The following is a 16,365-nucleotide window of genomic DNA, read 5'->3' on the forward strand; positions in this document are numbered from 1 at the left end:
TCTCGAGTCGGTCACGATTTTCCGTGTTTTCCTCTGAGGAGGAGTCCCGTCCGAGATCCGTCGTGGACACTTTCCACAACGGATGCACCGCGCCACTTGGGCACCGACAGAGACGGACTAGAGATATTGGTCGTTTCTGACCTGCCTCCGGCATGCCTCCGATGTCGTTTTCAGAAGTCGTCTGCACAGGCGCCCGCGGAATTCCGGGGTTGTGCAGACGAGTATGGACATTGAAATTGCAGAAGTGCCCTGCACGGAACTGCATTCCGCTCAAGAGTCCTCTGCACCAACCGTCATTTGTTCAGAAGTCGCCTGCACCAACCAGCAGGACTACTGCTTTGAAGACTCAGTAGCACCTGCTGCCGGGACCCACCGGTAGAGGGTGGGCACGGAGACCCCGAGGGTGTCGGCAACCTCCCGGGGCGGTGTTCCCTGGTTCAGGAGCTTGCGGGCTGAACGGATCTTGGTCTCCGTCATGATGCGCTTGCGGCCGCCGACCCGCCCCTGTTCGCGTGCGGCCTGCAGGCCGGCCTGGGTGCGTTCGACCATGAGCTCCCGTTCCATCTGGGCCAGGGAAGCCATCACGTTGAAGAAGAAGCGCCCGGAGACCGAGGTGGTGTCGATCGCGTCGGTGAGGCTGACGAATCCTACGCCTCGTTCGTTCAGGCCGCCGGCGAAGTCCAGGAGGTCTTTCACGCTCCGGCCCAGGCGGTCCAGCTTCCACACCACCAGGGTGTCGCCGTCGCGCAGGGTGTCCAGCGCCTGGTCGAGGCCGGGGCGCCGGGACTTGGTGCCGCTGATCGTGTCCTTGTAGATCTTGTCGCATCCGGCCTTCTGCAGGGCGTCGAGCTGCAGGTCCAGGTTCTGGTCGCGGGTGGAGACCCGGGCGTAGCCGATGCGGTGCGTGGTCATGGGTGTTCTCTTCTCAAAACTCGATTCGGGGCGGTGGTCCGACTGTACCGTTTCGAGAACTATTTGTGAGAATCAGGGAGCGCTGACCATTCATTCTTTGCTGAGCCGATTTCCTGCCGCAGGACTCCGCATCGCCTTGTGTGACTTTCAGCGTTATTTGGCGGCGTTCTGTGATCGATAAATGACGCGTAGAACCATCACGGAGCCGGGCCCAGGCAAGCACCTCTATCTCGTATCCCTAGGGATACGAGACTCCTGGGTTATGAGACACATCGCTTTGGCAGGAGACGAGTCAGCTGCCCCGTATGGGGATGGCATCCAGATCCACTAGTTGATCGGGTCGTCCATCGGCATGGCGGCGTCGGTCGCCTCATTCGCTGACGGGCTGATTGACCCGGTGAGCGGGCCCGTCGGTGCCGATTTCGTGGAGGCCGGTCTCAAGCCGTCCCGCATCCTCGGTGAGGCTCAGGATGCTGGCCAGGTCGACCTCGGAGGCTCCGCCTGGGAATCCTGCACGAGACAGGAGCACGGCGCCGAAGGTCGCGCTCCAGAACGTACGCACCTCCCGCGCGAGCTCGGGTGAGGTCGACCAGCCGTGCCGGGTCGTCCGATCGCGGATGAATCGCTCCGATCGCGCGAACAGCAGATCCAGATTGCGCTGCACGGGATCGATCACTTCGCGGGAGTCACCTGCGATCCCGAGCGCGGAGACGGCCAGAGGCAGGGAGGGCATGAGTAGCGCAGTGCGGGCGAGCACCGACCGGAACGCCGTGACAGACTTCGCCCGCGAGGCTGCGATTTGCAGGCGCGCAGTGTCGCGCAGGAGAAGAGCGAAGGCCGCGTCGATAAAAAGGGCGTCTTTCGACCCGAAATGATGGGTGATCTGGTTTGGATAGACCCCGGCGGCGGCCGCGATCGCGGCAACGCTTACCTCATTGCGAGGAGCTCTCATGAACAGATCCGATGCCGCGTCTCGGATCCGCGCGCGAGTTGCAACTCCTCGCGGGGTCCCCGTGGGCGGCATAACTGGTGTGGCCATGGATCTATTGTATGTGATACAAGTTAACTTGTTTCGCATACAAGAAGGGTCAGGAAATGGTCGCAATAACAGGCATGGGAGTGGTGACGCCGATGGGGATCGGAGTGCACGCGCTCTGGAACGGGCTGCTGGCAGGACGATCGAACGTCATCGATCTCGGCACCCGAGGAGAGAGCTGGGCGAACCTCACCGTTCCGGTGGCCTTCGTGGCTCCCGAGCTCGGGCCCGACGTGATCGACCCGATCCGGGCGCGCCGACTCGACCGGTGTCAATCGCTGGCCGTCATAGCGGCGGCCGAGGCCTGGACTCAAGCCGGCGCGCCGGAGGTCGAACGCGACCGCCTGGCCGTAGTCATCGGCTCCGGCACCGGAGGTATCCAGACCCTGCTCGATCAAGATGACGTGCTCGAAAAGTCCGGCGCCCGGCGGGTCTCGCCGCGCACAGTACCCATGCTCATGGCCAATGCCGCGGCGGCGCAGATCAGCATCGAGTACGGCGCGGGCGCCGGTGTGTTCACACCCGTCTCTGCGTGCGCTGCGGGGGCCGAGGCCGTCGCGATGGGCATGCGCTTGATCGATGGCGACGAGGCAGACGTCGTGATTGTGGGCGGTGCCGAGGCGGCGATCATGCCGTTCACCCTGGCGGCATTCGCCCAAACGCAGGCACTCGCGAAGCCGACCCGCGCGCTCGACGAGCTCTCGCGCCCGTTCGACCTGAACAGGTCTGGATTCGTCCTCGGTGAGGGCTCGGGCGTCCTGGTCCTAGAATCGGAGCGTCACGCAGCGGCCCGACACGCTCCGATCATCGCTCACATCGCGGGCTTCGGCATCTCCTCGGATGCCCACCACCTCACTGCACCGGACCCCACCGGCGCCGGACAAATCCGCGCCATGGCGATGGCCGTCCGCCGGAGTGGACTCCAGCCTGGAGACGTCGACCACATCAACTGCCACGCAACAGGAACAGCGGTCGGCGATCGAAGCGAAGCTGCGGCCATCCGAGCCGTCTTCGGCGAGCAGGTCCCGGTCACCGCTCCGAAGGCCTCGATCGGACACCTCTTCGGTGGGGCCGGAGCGGTGGAGACCATCATCACCGCATTGACCATCCAGACCGGAATCATCCCGCCGACGAAAAACCTCGACGACGCCGATCCCGAACTGATGCTCGACGTCGTGACCACCGAACGTTCCATGCCCGTCGCAGCGGCAGTGAGCAACTCATTCGGATTCGGCGGGCAGAACGTCGCCCTCCTGCTCTCGGCATCCTGATCGAGCGGACGGGTGGAACTGCCTACAACAGGTCTCGCAACCCTTGGGATATGACACGTCTCACCTGGCTCTTTCCCGCAAGATCCTGATTCCTGTAAATCTCGCGACTTTCTCCGCGCCCGGCGATTCTCATAACTATGTCTCGAAACCTTCTGGTTGGATTGAGGTACTAATCATTAGTTATGAGACACATTGGAGGCAGACGTGTCGAAACTTATTGGCTATGCACGGGTTTCGACGCGGCAGCAGTCCACGGACCGGCAGCGGGCGGATCTACTGGCCGCCGGCGTTCGACGGGATGACCTCTACGTCGATCAGGGTGTCTCCGGAGCGCGTGCGTCGCGACCCCAGTTCGACCGAGCGCTGGACGCGCTCTTGGAGGGTGACACCCTCGTGATCACGACTTTGGACCGGCTCGGGCGATCCACTCAGAACATGCTTTTCTTCGCCGACGAACTCCGCAGCAGGGGCGCCGGCCTGCGCGTCCTGAACCTGGGCGGAGGCGACGTCGACACAGCAACACCGATGGGCTCTATGTTGTTCACAATCATGGCCGCCCTCGCGCAGATGGAACACGAGATCAAGCGCGAACGCGTCACTGATTCCATAATCAAGCGAAGAGAAGCTGGCAAGGATCTTGGCGGCCGGCCCCGCCGGGTTACTGATAGTCAGATCAGAAGCGCTGTTCGCCTGGTCAAAGGTGGCGAGCCCGCGGCGCAGGTTGCCCGGGATCTCGGTATGTCCCGAGCGACGTTCTACAGGCGGTCACGAGCGCTTGCCGACTAGCAGGGGCGACATTTAGCGCCGCAAAAAGACCGCCATTTACCGCCAACAGTCACAGCACACAGCACACCGCGGGGCCGAAAGCATCAGCAGCACCGACCGGCCCGACTACCTGCTGTGCCTGCAGATAGCGGGGGTGGGTGAGTTCTCCCAAGACAACCGCACCGCAATCCTGCAACCCGGTGACCTCACCCTTTTCGACACGACCCGGCCCACAACGGTGATCAGCAGCACCGACTACCGGAACCTGTGCATGAAGTTTCCCCAGCACCTGATCAGCCTTCCCCCGGACCAGGTAAGCCAGCTCACGGCAACCCGCACCGGGGCGCGGGAGGGCTTCGCCCCCGCAGCGGGGGCGTTGCTCATGACGTTGAACCAACTCATGGACACTATTTCCGGCAGAAGCAGAATTCTCGCCGCCCAAGGTGCCCTGGATCTCATCACCACCATGTTCCAAAGCCAACTGGACATCTCCAGTCCTCCACACCCAGCCCAGCCCCTGCTGGAACAGGTGCAAAGCCACATCGACAATCAGCTTTCGGATCCCGAGCTAGGGCCCGGAACGATCGCTGCCGCGCACTACATTTCCCTCCGACAGCTGCACAGCGTTTTCCACGCCGAAGGTCTGACCGTCGCGTCCTGGATACGCAACCGCCGCCTCCAACGCTGCCGACGCGACCTCAGCGACCCCGCCCTCCAAGCCGTGTCAGCCGCCTCCATCGGCATGCGCTGGGGCTTCAAAACCGCATCACACTTCGGAAGCACGTTCAGGGAAACTTTCGGCCAGACCCCCGCCGAATTCCGCCACGAGGCTACCAGCGTGTCCCCGGAAACGGATGGATGCACCGACTGAACGCAGGCGCAGAAGTCCCCGATATGAGCTGTGTAGCCACGGCGCGTACGACAGATCTCCAGTTCCCCGACACGCGTCAGGAGCACGCTTATGCGCGCCACCAAAGAGCTCGAGCCCGTGAAGGATCTTCCGAACGCCTCCGTCGCCCGACCTTGACTAATCGCACCTATCCGCCGCCCGGTCCCACATCGTCGGCCGGCGTCGGCGGGGCTGGCTGGCGACCTGAAGAACCTCATCTTTGCCGCCAACGGGCCGTAGCCCAAGATTGTGTTGCTGGACGCCGTGAACAACGACATCCAGATCACAGAGAACGCCGAACATTGTCTGGTCTAGAGCGAGCTGCGCGCCGCGGTCGCGGTGATCGACGAGCTGGTCCCGGCCGATGATGCCGAGCTGAACGGGCAGCGTTTGGAGGAGCTGGCCGGACGGCTGGCCACGGTGCGACCGTTTCTGCCGCTGATGATGCTCCTATAGCTGTCACTGGGGTATTCATCTGACCGGACCAAAATGAGGGCGTGGACGAGCCCAAGCCCCGGGCTGGCGTTGATTACCGGCGGTCTGCTGGCGAGTTCCGGCGTGGTTTGCGACCGACGCTGATTGCCTGGACTATCTGGATTGGTTGCGGTGGCCGGAGGGCTTCGTTTGCCCGCGCTGCTCGCATGCCGGCGGGTGGTCCTTGGGCGACGGGCGGTACAAATGCGTGGCCTGCAGTACCCGGACCTCCGTCACTGCAGGGACTCTCTTCGATCGCCGCAGGACACCGCTGACTGTGTGGTTCGCGGCGTGCTGGCTGTCTGCTATGCAGAATAACGGCGTCTCAGCCCAGGGGCTGCAACGGTCGCTGGGCATCGGCTCGTACCCGACCGCCTGGGCCATGCTGCACCGGATTCGCTCGGTGCTGGTGCGCCCGGGCCGGGACCGGCTCGGCGGCGTGGTCGAGGCGGACGAGACTTTCATCGGCGGCCGCGAGCCCGGGTTGCAGGGTGGGCGTGCGCGGGGCAAGAAGGTCCTCGTCGGCGTGGCGGTGGAGGTCACCGGGCCGCGGGGTTTCGGCCGCGCCCGCATGGCGGTCCTGGCTGATGCCTCGGGACCGTCCCTGCACCACTTCGTGGCGGACAACGTCGAACCGGGTGCCCTGGTGGTCACCGACGGCTGGACAAGCTACCAGGGCATCGAAACGCTTGGCTATGCCCACGAGGCTCGCAGCCAGCGCGCTGCCCGTGCCCGCGGCGAAGATCCCGGGGCTTTGCTGCCGGCGGTCCACCGCGTTGCATCATTGGCGGAGCGCTGGCTGCTGGGCACCCATCAGGGCGCGGTTGGTGACGAGCACCTGCAGGCCTACCTCAACGAGTTCGAGTTCCGCTTTGAGAACGCGAATCGCCGCCAGCGATCAAGGCGTAGGAGTTAGACCGGAATCGATAGTTCTCGCGGTGGCTTGGAGGCGTTCGCGGAGCCAGCGGTGTCCGGGGTCGGTGGTGTGGCGGGGGTGCCAGTACATGGCTTCATGGATCTCGGGTAGTACCAACGGTGGTTCGAGGATGCGAATGCCGGTTGCGGGCATCTGGTGAGCGGCACGTTCGAGTATGAAGGAGACCAATTCAGTGCCCTGGAGGAGGAAGGGAACGAGAAGAAAGCTTTCCACGGTGACTTCGATGCGCCGACGGACGCCCATTTGCGCGAGATGCCGGTCGGCGAGGTTGAGCTGCTGGTCTTGTCCAATGCTGTAGACCAAGTGCGGTAGTTGCAGGTATTGCTCAAAGGTGAGCCCAGCCGTGGGGACCTGCCGGTTGTGGGCATCCACGGCGCACAACCACCGGTCGCGGAGAAGGGGAAGGTGCGGAAACTCGGTGGCGCCGAGGAGCTCGAGCGGTTCGATGACGAGGTCTGCCTGATCGTTGTGGAGCATTTGCCGGGCATCGCTGGACCGAGGCAGGATGCGGACTGTGACCCGGGGCGCCTCCACCACTAGTGCCCGCAGGAACGGTACCAACAGGAGCAGCGTCGCATAGTCGGACCCACTGATGGAGAAGGTTCGCGAGTCCGTCGCCGGGTCGAACCACGGGCGTTGCTGGAGAGTCTGTTCGATCTGGCTGAGGATCTCGCGAACGGGGGTAATCAGGTTTTCAGCTGTCGGGGTCAGCACGAGATCGCGGCCGACCCGCACCAGCAGGGGGTCGCGAAGCACTTTGCGTAGCCGGGCGAGGGCACCACTCATCGCCGGCTGGCTCAAACCCATCCGCTGCCCGGCACGACTGACGCTGCGTTCGGCCAGCAAGGCGTCGAGTGCGACGAGGAGGTTCAAGTCGACGTTCCGCAGGTTCATCAGCACCCGTATCGGTAGCAAAGATAGGTCGCATCCATATTATCGATTGGACGGATATGTGAGACGGGCCATAGCCTCAGTGGAACGGTGATGTTCCTCACATTCGCCGGACCGCCAGGGATGTCCCCGCGCAGGAGAGAGGTTTAGGCCCTTCGCGCGTTGGGAAAGGGCGGAAGACATCGGACGTGAGTTAGGACAGATCATGATCAAAACAACACCCCCGTCCACGATGGGGCTGAGCAGCGCCGGTTCGGTAGCAGGGAACGTGTACACCGGCTCGGACACTGACGCATTCCGGTCCGCGATGCGAAGGGTGGTCAGCGGGGTTACCGTGGTGACCACCCTCCACGATGGTCGGCCCTGGGGCATGACGGTAAACGCATTCAGCTCGGTATGTGCGGAGCCGCCCACGATATTGGTATGTGTCAACAACCGGACGGTCACGGCGTCGGACATCGCGAAGGATGGGCGTTTCGCCGCAAATTTGTTGACTCAGGACCAACTTCACCTGTCCGGGCTCTGCGCTCGGCCCGGCGCGGTCAAATACCTTGATGGATACACCGTTGCCACGCCGGAATTTTCAGAGCAGGTGACGATGCCGGTACTGCGTGACTCCCTCGTAACGTTCGACTGCAAGGTTAGTGAAGTGCGTCCGGTGGGCAGTCATTTCGTGGTCATCGCCGCCGTCGAGGCCATCGTGGTTCCGTCTGCCCGCACGCCACTGCTCTACGGAGAGGGCCGCTACATGCATGGGGTCACACTCGAGGAATCGCCTGCGATGCTCACGGCGCTGGCGTGGGCGTGACGGACCTGCCGGTCCTCCTCTATGCGGCCTACAATGGGCACCAGCCCGCGTCAGTCGCCAGACTCTATGACACAGACGCCACCCACGAAGAGATCGCCCAGGGCCGCATCGTGCAAGGGCCTGAACGTATCGCAGACGGGTTACGGCGGTTCTTTATCTGGTTCCCGGACGCCCACTGGACGCCACGGTCCCAGATCACTGATCCAGACGGCAAGATCGCGATCACCTATCTTCTGACGGCCACCCTACAAGCCCCGATGGGACCCATCCCCGCTCGCGGCCAACGACTCTCGCTGCACGGTGCGCATGTGCTGCATCTGAACGGAAGCGCCATCAGCCGCAGCGAGGACTACTGGGACGCCGCCACGTTCCAGCGCCAGCTCAACACCATCAACAAAGGAGAACCAGTATGAGAACCGGTAAAGAATATCTGGAATCGTTGCGGGACGGCCGTACTGTCTACGTCGGCGGCGAGATCATCGAGGACATCACCACCCATCCGAAGACCCGAGGTTATGCCCAGGCAATTGCCGATTACTACGACCTGCACCTCGATCCCGAGCACCAGGACATCACAACGTTCATCGACGACAACGGTGAACGCCAGTCGATGCACTGGTTCCTGCCGCGGTCCAAGGAAGACGCCGTCCGTCGTCGGAAGTACTGCGAGTTCCTGTTCAAGCATTTCAAGGGCGGCATATTCACCCGCCCGCCGGAAGGCATGAACGTTGTGATGTTCACTCAGGTCGATGACCAGGCGCCTTGGGCGGAGAATTCCCGTTTCAAGAACGGGCACCGGGATCTGTCCGGCAACATTCAGCGCCAGTGGGAGGAGGTCACTTCAAAGGACCTCTCGATCTCGCCGATGTTCATCGACGTGCAGTACGACCGCGGCCGAGACGACGCGTTGGCAGAGACGCCGATGCTCAAGATCCTGGAGGAGAACGACGAGGGTATCGTTGTGCGCGGCTGGAAGGCCATTGGTACCTCGGTGCCGTTCGTCAACAACCTGCTGATCGGAAACCTGTGGCGCCCGGGCCAGACCCCGGAGCAGACGATCTACGCGATGGTCCCGTTGTCCACCCCTGGCGTCAGCGTCGTCGCCCGTGAATCACGGGCTCAGCCTGACGCCGACCCCTACGACCGCCCGTTGGCCACCATCGGTGACGAGCTCGATGCAATGGTGTACTTCGACGACGTGCTGATCCCGTGGCCGCAGGTGCAGCACATTGGGAACCCTGATCATGCCAAGTGGTATCCGCAGCGCCAGTTCGACTGGGTGCACCTCGAGACCCAGACCCGGCACTGCATCCACGCCGAACTCATGGTCGGCCTCGCCCTGCTGATCACCCAGGCGCTGGGTACGAGCGGCCAACCCATCGTGCAGGCCCAGTTAGCCGACCTCATCCGGTTCCGCGAGACGCTACGGGCCTTCATGATTGCGGCGGAGGAGACCGGGTTTACCACTCCTGGAGGGCTTTTCAAGCCGAACAACGTCTATGTCGATTTCGGCCGTGCGCACTACTTGGAGAACCAGCATGACATGGTCAACAAGCTGATCGACTTCTGCGGCCGCGGCGTGGTCCTGCAGCCCACCAAGCGTGAGCTTGACGACCCCTATATCGGCCCGAAGCTGGAGGAGGCGCTACGAGGCGCGGAAATCAGCGCCCGGGACCGGATCAAGATCTTCCGGCAGATCAGCGAGCGGTTCCTTACCGAATGGGGCGCCCGGCACGAGATGTTCGAGAAGTTCAACGGTACCCCGCTGTACTTGATCAATATTTTGACCTTGCAGCGCACCGAATACCAGGTCGATGGCCCGCTGACCCAGCTCGCCCGGGACGTGTTGGGCTTCGGCGACACCGCCGAACTCGGCAAGCGTGCGCAGGAAGCGGAGAAAGCCTCACACTACGCCAGTGTCCGCTTCCAGCCCGCGTACGCGCAGGCCCAGGACGTGCACGACGGCTATATCGGTGATGGCACCGCAAGGTCCATGGCAGAAGAGGGCGCACCCGCCTGACCGAACGGTGGCCCCAGGGACGGCCGCCCTGGGGCCACATCGGCCTCCACCACCGTGTCTCCTTTCCCGGAACCTGCCGGCGCACGCTACATACAAGGAGTTATTTTGCGTATCGCAAACCACAACAGCCGGGCAGTTTTACTGACCTCCGATGAGGCTGGCGTCGACATCCACACCGCCAGCGACGGCCGGTTCGGCCCGGACCTGCCCTCGCTCTACACCGAATGGGAAGCGTTTACCGCCTGGGCGCAGCGCTTGTCCGGCCTCGCGGCCGACGTGGCCATCGACCGTTCCCTGCTCGGGTCCCCGTCCCCCGCCCCCCGCCAGATCTTCGCGATCGGGCTGAACTACAGCGCACACGCCAAGGAATCAGGGTTCGACGCACCGGACCAGCTGCCCCCTGTTTTCACCAAGTTCGTCAGCTCCCTCGCCGGCCCGGACACCGAGGTTGTCCTGCCGGCGGGCGGGAACACGGACTGGGAAGTGGAGCTCGTAGCCATCATCGGCAAAGAAGCCTCAAACGTATCCGCCTCCAATGCCTGGGACTACGTGGCCGGTCTCTCGATCGGGCAGGACATCTCCGAGCGGGTTTCCCAGCTGCGTGGTCCGGCACCGCAGTTCGGCCTGGGGAAGTCCTTTCCCGGCTTCGGACCGGTCGGGCCCTGGCTGGTAACCGTGGATGAGTTCGAGAACCCGGACGATCTGGAAATCAGCTGCAGCCTGGATGGCGAAGAGGTGCAGAAAGGCCGCACCAGCGAACTGATCTTCTCGGTCCCGGCCCTGGTCGAAGGCCTCTCCGCAACGGTGACCCTGCTCCCGGGCGACATCATCTTCACCGGCACCCCCGCCGGCGTTGGCCTGGGCCGGTCCCCGCAGCGCTTCATCCAGCCCGGCGAAACCCTCGTTTCCCACATCGAAGGCATCGGCGAGATCACGCAGACCTTCATCGCCGCCGGCAACTGACCCCGCCCCCGGCTGCCCGGCCGGACCCCCGGGCAGCCGACCGGCCCGCCCCCTGACCCGGGCTTGACCACCAAACCTATGGATACAAAGGAGTAACCCCATGTCATTGCATCGTCTGACCCGCGTGGTGATGGGTGTTCCGAACGTGGCCGAAACGGCCGCGTACTACGAGGAATTCGGCCTGGACCCGCTCGGTAACAACTCGTTCGGGACCCGCGACGGCGGCGAACAGCTCAAAATCGTCCACGCCCCCACCCGCCGCCTGGTCGAACTCGGCGTCGGCGCCGACAACGACGACGACGTCGCCAAAGTCACCTCCCAGATGACCCGCCTGGGCGTGCCGATGAACCACAACGGCACCGAACTGCTCGCCACCGAACCCGTCTCCGGCTTCACCGCCCGCATCCACGTCGCCCCCCGGATCGCCCAGGACCCCACCCCGGCAACCCCCTACAACGGCCCCGGCCGGACCGACCGCTTCGGACGCGCCCCCGGCGTCGTGAGGGACTACGCGATCAAACCCCGCAAACTCGGCCACACCGTGATCGGCACCGTGAACCTGGAAGCAACCATGCGGTTCTTCACCGAAGGGATCGGCTTCAAGGTCAGCGACTACATCTCGGACAAGGGCGCGTTCATGCGCTGCTCCGTGGACCACCACAACGTCCTGGCCCTCACCGCGCCCGTGAACTTCCTCCACCACACCTCCTGGCAGGTCGATGACATCGACGACGTCGGACGCGGCGCGAAAGCCATGCTCGAAAACAACCCCGAACGCCACATCTGGGGCCTCGGACGCCACCACGCCGGCTCGAACTTCTTCTGGTACCTCAAAGACCCCGCCGGGAACTTCTCCGAGTACTACTCCGACATGGACTGCATCCCCGAAGACGAAATCTGGACCCCCGAAACCTTCGAAGGCGCCCAGGGCCTCTTCAGCTGGGGCCCACCCCCGCCCCCCTCCTTCCTCGAACCCGACGACCTCGCCGCCCTCATGACCGGCACCCACGCGCCCGCCTCGGCATAACCCGTCCGGAACCAACCAGGAGACGCCATGACCACAAACGCAGGCCGTCAAAATTGGGAGCACGACGCCGGATCGGAGCAAACCGAACAGGAGCCCGGCTCTGGGGAGCTGACTTGTTTCCCTTGGGCCGGGCTTATGTACCGGACAGAAGAGGACTAGTGTGGCGTGTTGTTGATTCCTTTGGGAAATATCCTCCGACCAAGCGTGCGCCGGCACTTGGGCTGCCGCCTACACGGCGCTGGAGCCGCAATCGTAAACCCGGAGAACAAACGATGAGCCTTGCTTTCGAACATGTGACCCTTGGCCAGAGAGTCCTGTTCGGCACCGGCAATGCCGCTGCGAACCTCGCCGCGGAAGTGGCCCGGTTGGGCGCGCAGCGCGTGATGGTGATCGCCTCGGACCGTGAGACACCGATGGCCCGCATAGTCGCCGCCGGGGTCGAGGTGGCGCTGTGGCACCACGACGTGGTCATGCACGTCCCCATCGAAACGGCAGACAAGGCACGTGCCGCCGCGGCCGGCCACAGCATCGACCTGCTGGTCTGCGTCGGCGGAGGCTCAACGACGGGCCTCGCCAAGGCGATCGCGATGACCTCCCACCTGCCCATCATCGCTGTACCCACTACCTACGCCGGCTCCGAAGCCACGAATGTGTGGGGCCTGACCGAAGCGTCCCGGAAGACCACGGGGGTGGATGACGCCGTCCTGCCGGTCACGGTCATCTACGACGCCGCGCTGATCCTGTCCCTGCCGGTGGACATGTCCGTGGCCTCCGGACTGAACGGCATGGCCCACTGCATCGACTCCATGTGGGCACCCCGGGCCGACCCGATCAACGCCGCTCTCGGCGCCGAAGGCATCCGCGCCCTTAACCGGGGACTGCCGCTTATCGCGGAGGACCCCGCAGGTGCCGAAGGACGCGAGCAGGCTCTCTACGGCGCGTACCTGTCAGCGGTCGCGTTCGCCTCCGCCGGGTCAGGGCTGCACCACAAGGTCTGCCACGTCCTGGGCGGCACCTTCAACCTGCCGCACGCGCAGACCCATGCCACCATCCTCCCGTACGTCCTGGCCTTCAACGCACCCTTCGCTCCCGAGGCCGAGGCGCGCATCGCCGCCGCGTTCGGCACCACCGGCGCACTCACCGGACTGCAGGACCTGCGCAAACGCCTCGACGCCCCCAAGGCCCTGTGGGACTACGGCTTCACCGCCGACGGAATCGCCGAGGCCGTCGCCATCATCCTGCCGGCCGTCCCGGCATCCAACCCGCGCCCCGTCACCACCGAAAACCTCACCCGCCTCCTCCAAGCGGCCTTGACCGGCGAAGACCCCGCAGTTCTGCTGGACCTCTAACCGGACCGCACCAAGCACCTTTCCCACACCCGACCAGCTCCCCATACGAACAGCAGGAGTACAGCATGTCCGAAACCACCCATGCCGGGACCACCATCAGCCCCGAACAGGCCGCCGTCGAACAGGAACTCGTGAACACCGTCGTCGCGTCCTTCGACAAAACCCAGGACCCGCGCCTGAAACAGCTCATGCAAGCCCTGACCCGGCACCTGCATAACTTCCTCCGCGAAGTCCGCCTCACCGAGGAAGAATGGAACACTGCGATTGAGTTCCTCACCGCCTCCGGCCACATCACCGACGACAAACGCCAGGAATTCATCCTCCTCTCCGACGTCCTGGGCGCCTCCATGCAGACCATCGCCATCAACAACCAGGCCTACAAAGGCGCCACCGAAGCCACCGTCTTCGGACCGTTCTTCACCGCCGATGCCCCCGAAATCGCCCTCGGCGGGGACATCGCCGGCGGCGCGGCAGGCCAGCCCTGCTGGGTCGAAGGCACCATCACCGACACCGAAGGACGCCCCGTCCCCGGCGCCCGGCTCGAGGTCTGGGAAGCCGACGAAGACGGCTTCTACGACGTCCAGTACACCGACAACCGCGTCGCCGGACGCGCACACCTGTTCGCCGACGAGCACGGCAAATACTCTTTTTGGGGACTTATCCCCACCCCGTACCCCATTCCCCACGACGGACCCGTCGGCAAAATGCTCGAAGCCGCTGGCCGCTCCCCCGTCCGCGCCTCTCACCTGCACTTTATGGTCACCGCCCCCGGCCTGCGGACCCTCGTGACCCACATCTTCGTCGAGGGCGACCCACAGATCGAAATCGGCGACTCCGTCTTCGGCGTTAAAGACTCCCTCATCAAACGCTTCGAACCCCAGCCGGCCGGCACCCCTGCCCCCGACGGCCGCGACCTCGGCAATCAGACCTGGGCCCGCACCCGTTTCGACGTCGTCCTCGCCCCCGCCCCCGCCCAAATTTGAGCACATAGCTTCAGACTCTGCCGGTGACCCTTCATATCCGCTTCGCAGCCCCATCCGACAATGTGACGATCGAGCAGATAGAGAACGCCGCTGACCAGGTGATCATTGACCGACTGGCACCCCAGAGATGGGAGCCAGCTCCTTCCGCTGGGTCGAGAGCGGCGGAGCCTGGTTACATCCTGGTCGCGGAAGAGACTGAGGGAAGCGCGGTCATCGCGTTCGTACACGTCCTCGAACTCGGCCAGATTGCCCACTTGGAGCGGTTGTCGGTGCTGCCCGAGCATGGCCGACGCGGACACGGCCGGGCACTTGTCGAGGTTGCGAAGAACGAAGCACGCCGCCGCGGATACCAGTCCTTAAATTTGCGGACCTATGCCGACGTCCCCTGGAACGGGCCCTTCTATGCGCGCGCCGGATTCGTCGAAACGAGTCCGGCTACCGACTTCCACAAACACCTCGCGGAAGTCGAAGAGCGACTCGGACTCGACCTGTATGGTCGTCGCATCCAGATGACCGCCGCGCTCCTATAGCTTCTTTCGGAAGTTGATCCTCCTCTAAGTGAGCTGCAGCCAAATAAATCTGCGATTCACATGGGAAGGGCTGCAAGTTCGGTGTGATTACGCTATGGAGTTGCATAGATACGAGTGCAGACGACTTCTGACATTCCGTGCAGACGACTTCTGAAACTGACATCCGAAAAAGTCGAAAAAGCTCTCATATCGTTGGTCAAAACTGGTTTTCGAAATGAAAGCTGGTCAAAACCTGAGATGGAGGCTTTTTGACGTGTCTGGCAACGTAATCGGGTACGCGAGGGTAAGTACCCGCGGGCAGTCGCTGGATTCCCAGGTGGATGCGCTTGTCGCTGCCGGGGCCGTGCGTGTCTTTCAGGAGTACGCCTCCGGGGCCACCCAAGCAAGGACGCGATGGAAGGAATGCTTGGGCTACCTGCAGCCCGGAAATGTTCTGACCGTTGCTGACCTGACCAGGTTGGGCCGTAGTACCGCTGACCTTGCCGATATTGTGACCGTATTGGGCCAGCGGGGGATAGGGTTCCGTTCTCTCGCCGAACCGTGGCTCGACACCACCAGCGCCCATGGAAAGCTCATCTTCGATATGTTCGCCTCCCTGGCCGAGTACGAACGGTCCCGGTTGTCTGAACGGACAAAGGCCGGCCTTGCGGCGGCGAAAGCCCGAGGCCGGCTCGGCGGCCGCCCTCGAACCATGACCCCAGCGAAGACGTCGGCCGCCAGGCAGCTGCGCAGCCAGGGAAAGACGCTAAAGGAGACTGCTCAGATACTCAGCGTCAGTGTTTCCTCACTGACCCGTGCTCTCAGCCGCAATGACCTGCCGGAAGTCGCAGATGCAGCTGCATAGCGCTAAGGATCACGAGTACGAGGGGTTAGAACCACCCCTTGGCCTCAGTCGTGACCCCGAGTTCCTCAGCTGGGTTACCCGAGTGCAGGCTATTTCATCGTCCGCGGTTTCGATCCGGGAAGCTACCGCAGTTCCGCTCGATGGCCGCCGAATGAAGGATTTGCAATTCGTATGTTCTCCCATATCCGTCCAATCCGTTCGAGAGAATGTCTCGACGATTCGTGAGCGACGGGTGCTTATAGCCGAGATCGGTGACGTTCACGTCGGTTTCTGCGTTTCATCGCCGGGAGTTGAGGAATCGGATCCGCTGTTTTTACAGGTAGTCGCCGTTGCTCCGCCTGCGCAGGGACGCGGAGTGGGGCTGGCACTGCTCACCGCAGCGGCTCAGCGGGAGCCTCGGCGTGATATCGCGCTTGCCACGCAGTACGACAACGTCGCGGCACGGTCGCTGAACGAAAAGCTCGCTAAATCAATAGGTGCAAGAATTCGAAAAGTCAGCCTCAGCAATTATCGGGATAGTGATTTCGGTATCCAACGAGGTCTGGGCTATCGGGCTTGGGTCATTCAGCGTCCACCGTTCGAATCGTGAAAGCGGGCGCATTGTTCATCAGGAGCTGCCAGGCTCTTCCTGGCCGGCGGTAGTCTTCGCCGGCAGTTGCCTCGTGG

The 16,365-nt window shown here is 63.4% G+C and carries 17 protein-coding genes and 1 pseudogene; 15 read left to right on the forward strand and 3 right to left on the reverse strand.

Annotated elements, in window-relative coordinates; translation table 11 throughout:
- Nucleotides 1-330: 330 nt before the first annotated feature.
- The gene (locus PY310_RS18695; protein WP_275216003.1) at nt 331-912 is read right to left on the reverse strand and encodes a recombinase family protein; all 582 of its coding nucleotides are present in this window, start codon (nt 910-912) and stop codon (nt 331-333) included.
- Nucleotides 913-1,282: 370 nt separating this feature from the next.
- Nucleotides 1,283-1,990, reverse strand: a complete 708-nt coding sequence (locus tag PY310_RS18700; RefSeq protein WP_342755760.1) for a TetR/AcrR family transcriptional regulator — start codon at nt 1,988-1,990, stop codon at nt 1,283-1,285.
- Between the two features lie 17 nt (nt 1,991-2,007).
- Between PY310_RS18700 and PY310_RS18705 the strand changes: the two genes are divergently transcribed.
- The 5 genes and pseudogenes from PY310_RS18705 to PY310_RS18720 all read left to right on the forward strand — a co-directional run bounded on the left by PY310_RS18705 (nt 2,008) and on the right by PY310_RS18720 (nt 6,263).
- Nucleotides 2,008-3,219: a beta-ketoacyl-[acyl-carrier-protein] synthase family protein gene (locus tag PY310_RS18705; RefSeq protein WP_169998766.1), complete on the forward strand. Its 1,212-nt coding sequence runs from the start codon at nt 2,008-2,010 to the stop codon at nt 3,217-3,219.
- 204 nt (nt 3,220-3,423) lie between these two features.
- Nucleotides 3,424-4,005 carry a recombinase family protein gene (locus tag PY310_RS18710; protein ID WP_275216009.1) on the forward strand — a complete coding sequence of 194 codons (582 nt, stop codon included), beginning with the start codon at nt 3,424-3,426 and terminating at the stop codon, nt 4,003-4,005.
- A gap of 82 nt (nt 4,006-4,087) precedes the next feature.
- A complete protein-coding gene (locus tag PY310_RS18715) occupies nt 4,088-4,855 on the forward strand; it encodes a helix-turn-helix domain-containing protein (protein WP_275216063.1) in 768 nt (255 codons plus the stop codon).
- A gap of 598 nt (nt 4,856-5,453) precedes the next feature.
- Nucleotides 5,454-5,558, forward strand: a pseudogene (locus PY310_RS21700) (transposase); the annotation flags it as partial.
- The gene (locus PY310_RS18720; protein WP_275216010.1) at nt 5,556-6,263 is read left to right on the forward strand and encodes an IS1595 family transposase; all 708 of its coding nucleotides are present in this window, start codon (nt 5,556-5,558) and stop codon (nt 6,261-6,263) included. The pseudogene PY310_RS21700 and the gene PY310_RS18720, both read left to right, overlap by 3 nt.
- Here the strand turns inward: PY310_RS18720 and PY310_RS18725 are convergent.
- Nucleotides 6,246-7,178, reverse strand: coding sequence for a LysR family transcriptional regulator (locus PY310_RS18725; protein ID WP_275216012.1), 933 nt, complete (start codon nt 7,176-7,178; stop codon nt 6,246-6,248). The genes PY310_RS18720 and PY310_RS18725 overlap by 18 nt on opposite strands.
- A gap of 202 nt (nt 7,179-7,380) precedes the next feature.
- Between PY310_RS18725 and PY310_RS18730 the strand changes: the two genes are divergently transcribed.
- From PY310_RS18730 to PY310_RS18775, 10 genes are all read left to right on the forward strand, one after another.
- Nucleotides 7,381-7,983, forward strand: a complete 603-nt coding sequence (locus tag PY310_RS18730; RefSeq protein WP_275216014.1) for a flavin reductase family protein — start codon at nt 7,381-7,383, stop codon at nt 7,981-7,983.
- Entirely contained in the window at nt 7,974-8,396 is a 423-nt protein-coding gene (locus PY310_RS18735) for an ester cyclase (protein ID WP_275216016.1), read from the forward strand. The genes PY310_RS18730 and PY310_RS18735 overlap by 10 nt, the downstream gene beginning before the upstream one ends.
- Nucleotides 8,393-10,003, forward strand: a complete 1,611-nt coding sequence (locus tag PY310_RS18740; RefSeq protein WP_275216018.1) for a 4-hydroxyphenylacetate 3-hydroxylase family protein — start codon at nt 8,393-8,395, stop codon at nt 10,001-10,003. Before PY310_RS18735 ends, PY310_RS18740 begins: the two co-directional genes overlap by 4 nt.
- A 105-nt stretch (nt 10,004-10,108) precedes the next feature.
- Complete coding sequence (locus PY310_RS18745) at nt 10,109-10,966, forward strand: fumarylacetoacetate hydrolase family protein (RefSeq protein WP_275216021.1); 858 nt, start codon at nt 10,109-10,111, stop codon at nt 10,964-10,966.
- A 100-nt stretch (nt 10,967-11,066) separates the two neighbouring features.
- Entirely contained in the window at nt 11,067-11,993 is a 927-nt protein-coding gene (locus PY310_RS18750) for a VOC family protein (protein ID WP_275216022.1), read from the forward strand.
- A 272-nt stretch (nt 11,994-12,265) separates the two neighbouring features.
- Entirely contained in the window at nt 12,266-13,342 is a 1,077-nt protein-coding gene (locus PY310_RS18755) for a maleylacetate reductase (RefSeq protein ID WP_275216024.1), read from the forward strand.
- A 65-nt stretch (nt 13,343-13,407) separates the two neighbouring features.
- Nucleotides 13,408-14,325, forward strand: a complete 918-nt coding sequence (locus PY310_RS18760) for a dioxygenase family protein (protein ID WP_275216026.1) — start codon at nt 13,408-13,410, stop codon at nt 14,323-14,325.
- A 23-nt stretch (nt 14,326-14,348) separates the two neighbouring features.
- Complete coding sequence (locus tag PY310_RS18765) at nt 14,349-14,855, forward strand: GNAT family N-acetyltransferase (protein WP_275216028.1); 507 nt, start codon at nt 14,349-14,351, stop codon at nt 14,853-14,855.
- Nucleotides 14,856-15,108: 253 nt separating this feature from the next.
- Nucleotides 15,109-15,699, forward strand: coding sequence for a recombinase family protein (locus PY310_RS18770; protein WP_275216030.1), 591 nt, complete (start codon nt 15,109-15,111; stop codon nt 15,697-15,699).
- Between the two features lie 82 nt (nt 15,700-15,781).
- Nucleotides 15,782-16,288, forward strand: a complete 507-nt coding sequence (locus tag PY310_RS18775; protein WP_275216032.1) for a GNAT family N-acetyltransferase — start codon at nt 15,782-15,784, stop codon at nt 16,286-16,288.
- The last annotated feature ends 77 nt before the right edge of the window (nt 16,289-16,365 follow it).

This window comes from Pseudarthrobacter naphthalenicus (assembly GCF_029076445.1).
Taxonomy (GTDB): domain Bacteria; phylum Actinomycetota; class Actinomycetes; order Actinomycetales; family Micrococcaceae; genus Arthrobacter; species Arthrobacter naphthalenicus.

Excerpts from the sequence above, each read along its gene's own strand:
- PY310_RS18700 (WP_342755760.1), bottom strand. The coding sequence starts at position 1,990 with ATGCGAAACAAGTTAACTTGTATCACATACAATAGATCCATGGCCACA.
- PY310_RS18725 (WP_275216012.1), bottom strand. The coding sequence starts at position 7,178 with ATGAACCTGCGGAACGTCGACTTGAACCTCCTCGTCGCACTCGACGCC.
- PY310_RS18750 (WP_275216022.1), top strand. The coding sequence starts at position 11,067 with ATGTCATTGCATCGTCTGACCCGCGTGGTGATGGGTGTTCCGAACGTG.
- PY310_RS18695 (WP_275216003.1), bottom strand. The coding sequence starts at position 912 with ATGACCACGCACCGCATCGGCTACGCCCGGGTCTCCACCCGCGACCAG.
- PY310_RS18705 (WP_169998766.1), top strand. The coding sequence starts at position 2,008 with ATGGTCGCAATAACAGGCATGGGAGTGGTGACGCCGATGGGGATCGGA.
- PY310_RS18760 (WP_275216026.1), top strand. The coding sequence starts at position 13,408 with ATGTCCGAAACCACCCATGCCGGGACCACCATCAGCCCCGAACAGGCC.
- PY310_RS18740 (WP_275216018.1), top strand. The coding sequence starts at position 8,393 with ATGAGAACCGGTAAAGAATATCTGGAATCGTTGCGGGACGGCCGTACT.
- PY310_RS18755 (WP_275216024.1), top strand. The coding sequence starts at position 12,266 with ATGAGCCTTGCTTTCGAACATGTGACCCTTGGCCAGAGAGTCCTGTTC.
- PY310_RS18730 (WP_275216014.1), top strand. The coding sequence starts at position 7,381 with ATGATCAAAACAACACCCCCGTCCACGATGGGGCTGAGCAGCGCCGGT.